Annotated in this window: 2 tRNA genes and 3 rRNA genes; all 5 read left to right on the forward strand. The window is 55.5% G+C overall.

Annotated elements, in window-relative coordinates:
* Positions 1 to 950: 950 nt before the first annotated feature.
* The 5 genes from CEY11_RS23195 to rrf all read left to right on the forward strand — a co-directional run bounded on the left by CEY11_RS23195 (position 951) and on the right by rrf (position 6,343).
* A 16S ribosomal RNA gene (locus CEY11_RS23195) occupies positions 951 to 2,481 on the forward strand.
* A gap of 101 nt (positions 2,482 to 2,582) precedes the next feature.
* Positions 2,583 to 2,659 (forward strand) — tRNA-Ile (locus CEY11_RS23200).
* Positions 2,660 to 2,679: 20 nt separating this feature from the next.
* Positions 2,680 to 2,755 (forward strand) — tRNA-Ala (locus tag CEY11_RS23205).
* A gap of 402 nt (positions 2,756 to 3,157) precedes the next feature.
* Positions 3,158 to 6,046: ribosomal RNA gene (locus CEY11_RS23210) — 23S ribosomal RNA — on the forward strand.
* A 184-nt stretch (positions 6,047 to 6,230) separates the two neighbouring features.
* Positions 6,231 to 6,343: ribosomal RNA gene (gene rrf, locus CEY11_RS23215) — 5S ribosomal RNA — on the forward strand.
* Together the 16S, 23S and 5S rRNA genes with 2 tRNA genes alongside form the textbook arrangement of a ribosomal RNA operon.
* Positions 6,344 to 6,404: the final 61 nt, after the last annotated feature.

Here is a 6,404-nt window from a genome sequence, read left to right on the forward strand (position 1 = left end):
AGGTGGCCAGGCTCTTGCTTCTTTGTCACGAAATCACCTTATTCGGTCGTAATGATTCGCTTCAAAAGTGTCCACCAAAATTAGACCACAACAGTCTGAGGGCGACGCTTGCGGTCAGTCCGGGGGACTGACCGCCGCCCGAGTTTGGCGACCGCCCCGAAACGGGTCTCGACCGCCGGTAGTCCCGGCCCGCAGGGCCGGGACCGAGCCGATGGAGCCGACCCACCCGGGCCGCCCGCGGCGCGGGTAAAGAATGCTGCAGGCCGCGGCCTGGAACAGGGTACTTCCCTGCGGTTCGATGACCCACTCACCTCCAGGAGGCACCCCATGCTCTCCGCTCGGTTTGTAGACGGGTGGGGGCTGTGGGGCCGTGGCTCGCTGCGGGGGATGGGTCTGTGGCGGGACTGGGGTTTTTGGGGGTTTCCCGTTCGATTTGCCCGCGGCTAAAAAAGCGTGCTATAGTTCGGCTCCTTCGCTGCTGGACATTCAGGGTTAACCCTGAAGATAAGGCAGCCAAGGCGAGGTCGAAGGCGGGCCGCGGCACGGGTGACTGGGCAGTGATGCTGATGTTTATCCGGGGCGTGGCAGGCAGGTTGGCCGGGGTAGTGAAGAGTTCCGACATTCTCCTAACCTGGTTTGACAAGCTAAAAAAACTCCTTCATAATCTCGTTTCTCTGCTTCACACAACGCGCTGCACTGCAGCAGGTTGGAAGCGAAGCAGGAACTGCTCTTTAACAACGAAACAACCGATAAGTGTGGGCGCTTGGAATGAGTGTGCCAGATTCTCTCACGAGAATCGGCTTAAACAGACCAAGTGCTTGCACTGAGAAGAAAGAAGCCAGGTTTGGTAACACAAGCTTGTCTTTTTCTTTGAGCAAGCGACAGGGTTGTCTTGCAGGGTCTGTGGTTTAGTCATGGATCGGCGGGCAGCCCGAACTTAAACAGGTATTGAACTGAAGAGTTTGATCCTGGCTCAGATTGAACGCTAGCGGGATGCTTTACACATGCAAGTCGAACGGCAGCGCGGACTTCGGTCTGGCGGCGAGTGGCGAACGGGTGAGTAATGTATCGGAACGTGCCCAGTAGCGGGGGATAACTACGCGAAAGCGTAGCTAATACCGCATACGCCCTACGGGGGAAAGAGGGGGATCGCAAGACCTCTCACTATTGGAGCGGCCGATATCGGATTAGCTAGTTGGTGGGGTAAAGGCCCACCAAGGCGACGATCCGTAGCTGGTTTGAGAGGACGACCAGCCACACTGGGACTGAGACACGGCCCAGACTCCTACGGGAGGCAGCAGTGGGGAATTTTGGACAATGGGGGCAACCCTGATCCAGCCATCCCGCGTGTGCGATGAAGGCCTTCGGGTTGTAAAGCACTTTTGGCAGGGAAGAAACGGCGCTGGTTAATACCTGGCGCCACTGACGGTACCTGCAGAATAAGCACCGGCTAACTACGTGCCAGCAGCCGCGGTAATACGTAGGGTGCAAGCGTTAATCGGAATTACTGGGCGTAAAGCGTGCGCAGGCGGCTCGGAAAGAAAGATGTGAAATCCCAGGGCTTAACCTTGGAATGGCATTTTTAACTCCCGAGCTAGAGTATGTCAGAGGGGGGTAGAATTCCACGTGTAGCAGTGAAATGCGTAGAGATGTGGAGGAATACCGATGGCGAAGGCAGCCCCCTGGGATAATACTGACGCTCAGGCACGAAAGCGTGGGGAGCAAACAGGATTAGATACCCTGGTAGTCCACGCCCTAAACGATGTCAACTAGCTGTTGGGGCCTTCGGGCCTTGGTAGCGCAGCTAACGCGTGAAGTTGACCGCCTGGGGAGTACGGTCGCAAGATTAAAACTCAAAGGAATTGACGGGGACCCGCACAAGCGGTGGATGATGTGGATTAATTCGATGCAACGCGAAAAACCTTACCTACCCTTGACATGTCTGGAATCCCGAAGAGATTTGGGAGTGCTCGCAAGAGAACCGGAACACAGGTGCTGCATGGCTGTCGTCAGCTCGTGTCGTGAGATGTTGGGTTAAGTCCCGCAACGAGCGCAACCCTTGTCATTAGTTGCTACGAAAGGGCACTCTAATGAGACTGCCGGTGACAAACCGGAGGAAGGTGGGGATGACGTCAAGTCCTCATGGCCCTTATGGGTAGGGCTTCACACGTCATACAATGGTCGGGACAGAGGGCTGCCAACCCGCAAGGGGGAGCCAATCCCAGAAACCCGATCGTAGTCCGGATCGCAGTCTGCAACTCGACTGCGTGAAGTCGGAATCGCTAGTAATCGCGGATCAGCATGTCGCGGTGAATACGTTCCCGGGTCTTGTACACACCGCCCGTCACACCATGGGAGTGGGTTTTACCAGAAGTAGTTAGCCTAACCGCAAGGGGGGCGATTACCACGGTAGGATTCATGACTGGGGTGAAGTCGTAACAAGGTAGCCGTATCGGAAGGTGCGGCTGGATCACCTCCTTTCAGAGCCCGGCACACGAAGCGGAAGCGCCCACGCTTATCGGTTGTTGTAGTACAGAGAGATCACGGTCGCCTGGCGTGCGGTAGGTGCGCGAGGCAATAGGGGGTCAGTAGCTCAGTCGGTTAGAGCACCGTCTTGATAAGGCGGGGGTCGTTGGTTCGATTCCAACTTGACCCACCAGTCTTCGGGTTTCGAGGCACGGGGGATTAGCTCAGCTGGGAGAGCACCTGCTTTGCAAGCAGGGGGTCGTCGGTTCGATCCCGTCATCCTCCACCATTCTGCGGGTTCCGGTAGGGGGCGTGCGCGGGGGGAAAGCGGCAGGGTGAACGGCGTTGATCGTGAATGCGCGTGGCAGTGGGTAACGCACAGGGTCTTGGGGGTTTTACCTCTTCAGGGCGGCTTGTGCGTTAGGCACTGATTGGTGTCTAGCGCGAATCTGTACATTGTTCTTTAACAATCTGGAAGAAGCACAACAAAGTGTACTTGCGTACGCGCAAGCCCGAAAGGGCTCGGCCCGAGAGGGTTGAAGCGGACGTGGGTACGGGTTGTGATTGCATTAGATTTTTTGTTCAATAGTTCTCAAATACGTGGCTTGAAAGAGCTGCGGCCTTTGAAAATGATGAACGGCACAAACGCGAATACTCAGAGAGCAAGAACCTGTAGCACACAGTGTTATAGGATCAAGCGACTAAGTGCATGGGGTGGATGCCTTGGCGATCACAGGCGATGAAGGACGTGGTAGTCTGCGAAAAGCGACGGGGAGCTGACAAACGAGCTTTGATCCGTCGATGTCCGAATGGGGAAACCCACCGCAGTAATGCGGTATTCCTGGCTGAATACATAGGCCAGTGAAGGCGAACCGGGTGAACTGAAACATCTCAGTAACTCGAGGAAAAGACATCAACCGAGATTCCGATAGTAGCGGCGAGCGAACTCGGAGTAGCCGTGACGAGTTAGCGTGTGCGATAGCCGAAGGGTCTGGAAAGGCCCGCCGTAGCAGGTGATAGCCCTGTAGGCGAAATCGCGCACGTGGGACTAGGCGTCAGACAAGTAGGGCGGGACACGTGAAATCCTGTCTGAAGATGGGGGGACCATCCTCCAAGGCTAAATACTCGTGATCGACCGATAGTGAACCAGTACCGTGAGGGAAAGGCGAAAAGAACCCCGGAAGGGGAGTGAAATAGATCCTGAAACCGCATGCATACAAACAGTCGGAGCCTCAGCAATGGGGTGACGGCGTACCTTTTGTATAATGGGTCAGCGACTTACATTCAGTGGCAAGCTTAACCGTATAGGGCAGGCGTAGCGAAAGCGAGTCCGAATAGGGCGATTTAGTCGCTGGGTGTAGACCCGAAACCAGATGATCTATCCATGGCCAGGTTGAAGGCACGGTAACACGTGCTGGAGGACCGAACCCACTAACGTTGAAAAGTTAGGGGATGAGCTGTGGATAGGGGTGAAAGGCTAAACAAATCTGGAAATAGCTGGTTCTCTCCGAAAACTATTTAGGTAGTGCCTCGCGTGATTACTGCTGGGGGTAGAGCACTGTTATAGCTAGGGGGTCATGGCGACTTACCAACCTATGGCAAACTCCGAATACCGGCAAGTACAGCGCGGGAGACAGAGCACCGGGTGCTAACGTCCGGACTCAAGAGGGAAACAACCCAGACCGCCAGCTAAGGTCCCTAAAATTGGCTAAGTGGGAAACGAAGTGGGAAGGCACAGACAGTCAGGAGGTTGGCTTAGAAGCAGCCATCCTTTAAAGAAAGCGTAATAGCTCACTGATCGAGTCGTCCTGCGCGGAAGATGTAACGGGGCTAAGCCAGTTACCGAAGCTGCGGGTGTGCACCGTAAGGTGTACGCGGTAGGAGAGCGTTCTGTAAGCCTGTGAAGGTGACTCGTAAGGGTTGCTGGAGGTATCAGAAGTGCGAATGCTGACATGAGTAGCGATAAAGGGGGTGAAAAGCCCCCTCGCCGTAAGTCCAAGGTTTCCTGCGCAACGTTCATCGGCGCAGGGTGAGTCGGCCCCTAAGGCGAGGCAGAGATGCGTAGCTGATGGGAAGCGGGTTAATATTCCCGCACCGTCGTAGGATGCGATGGGGGGACGGATTGCGGAAGATCATCGGGGTGTTGGACGTCCCCGTTGCGACATTGGAGAAGGCGCTTTAGGCAAATCCGGGCGCGTGATTCAAGGGTGTTGCACGAGCGAGCATCGCTTGCGAAGTGATTGGAAGTGGTTCCAAGAAAAGCCTCTAAGCTTCAGTTCTACGAGACCGTACCGCAAACCGACACAGGTGGACGGGATGAATATTCCAAGGCGCTTGAGAGAACTCAGGAGAAGGAACTCGGCAAATTGATACCGTAACTTCGGGAGAAGGTATACCCTGGTAGCGTGAAAGGCCTGCGCCTGGAGCGTGAAGGGGTCGCAGAGAATCGGTGGCTGCGACTGTTTATTAAAAACACAGCACTCTGCTAACACGAAAGTGGACGTATAGGGTGTGACGCCTGCCCGGTGCCGGAAGGTTAAGTGATGGGGTGCAAGCTCTTGATCGAAGCCCCGGTAAACGGCGGCCGTAACTATAACGGTCCTAAGGTAGCGAAATTCCTTGTCGGGTAAGTTCCGACCTGCACGAATGGCGTAACGATGGCCACACTGTCTCCTCCTGAGACTCAGCGAAGTTGAAGTGTTTGTGATGATGCAATCTCCCCGCGGCTAGACGGAAAGACCCCATGAACCTTTACTGTAGCTTTGCATTGGACTGTGAACCGGCCTGTGTAGGATAGGTGGGAGGCGCTGAACCCGAGTCGCTAGATTCGGGGGAGCCGACCTTGAAATACCACCCTGGTTTGTTTGCGGTTCTAACCTAGGCCCGTTATCCGGGTTGGGGACAGTGCATGGTGGGCAGTTTGACTGGGGCGGTCTCCTCCCAAAGTGTAACGGAGGAGCTCGAAGGTACGCTAGGTACGGTCGGAAATCGTGCCGATAGTGCAATGGCATAAGCGTGCTTGACTGTGAGACTGACAAGTCGAACAGGTGCGAAAGCAGGACATAGTGATCCGGTGGTTCTGAATGGAAGGGCCATCGCTCAACGGATAAAAGGTACTCTGGGGATAACAGGCTGATACCGCCCAAGAGTTCATATCGACGGCGGTGTTTGGCACCTCGATGTCGGCTCATCTCATCCTGGGGCTGTAGCCGGTCCCAAGGGTATGGCTGTTCGCCATTTAAAGAGGTACGTGAGCTGGGTTTAAAACGTCGTGAGACAGTTTGGTCCCTATCTGCCGTGGGCGTTGGATACTTGACGGAGCCTGCTCCTAGTACGAGAGGACCGGAGTGGACGTACCACTGGTGTATCGGTTGTCATGCCAATGGCATTGCCGAGTAGCTATGTACGGAAGAGATAACCGCTGAAGGCATCTAAGCGGGAAACTCGTCTGAAGATTAGGTATCCCGGGGGCGTGACCCCCCTGAAGGGTCGTCCGAGACCAGGACGTTGATAGGCTGGGTGTGGAAGCGCAGTAATGTGTGTAGCTAACCAGTACTAATTGCCCGTGCGGCTTGATCCTATAACTCTGTGGGTTATGAGGCCAAGTGCCGTTCGAAACAAAGACACAAGCAAGATATAGGCCGCGCAGCCCATGCGCGGCGCACAACCCGAGAACGCGCAGTCCGATGTGACTCGCGTGTGCTTCTTCCCAGATTGGCGGTGGCGCTGCAGCACACGCTGCAGCGAGACCGCAACCGGTTACGCTTGATGACCATAGCGAGGTGGCCCCACGCCTTCCCATCCCGAACAGGATCGTGAAACGCCTTTGCGCCGATGATAGTGGACGTACGTCTGTGAAAGTAGGGCATCGTCAGGCTTTTATCCTGCTGCGCCCCGTAGAGTGTTCTCTACGGGGCGTTCGCTTTTGTGCAGCCCGC

Origin of the sequence: Candidimonas nitroreducens (assembly GCF_002209565.1) — a bacterium.
In the GTDB taxonomy this organism is placed as follows: Bacteria; Pseudomonadota; Gammaproteobacteria; order Burkholderiales; family Burkholderiaceae_B; genus Candidimonas; species Candidimonas nitroreducens.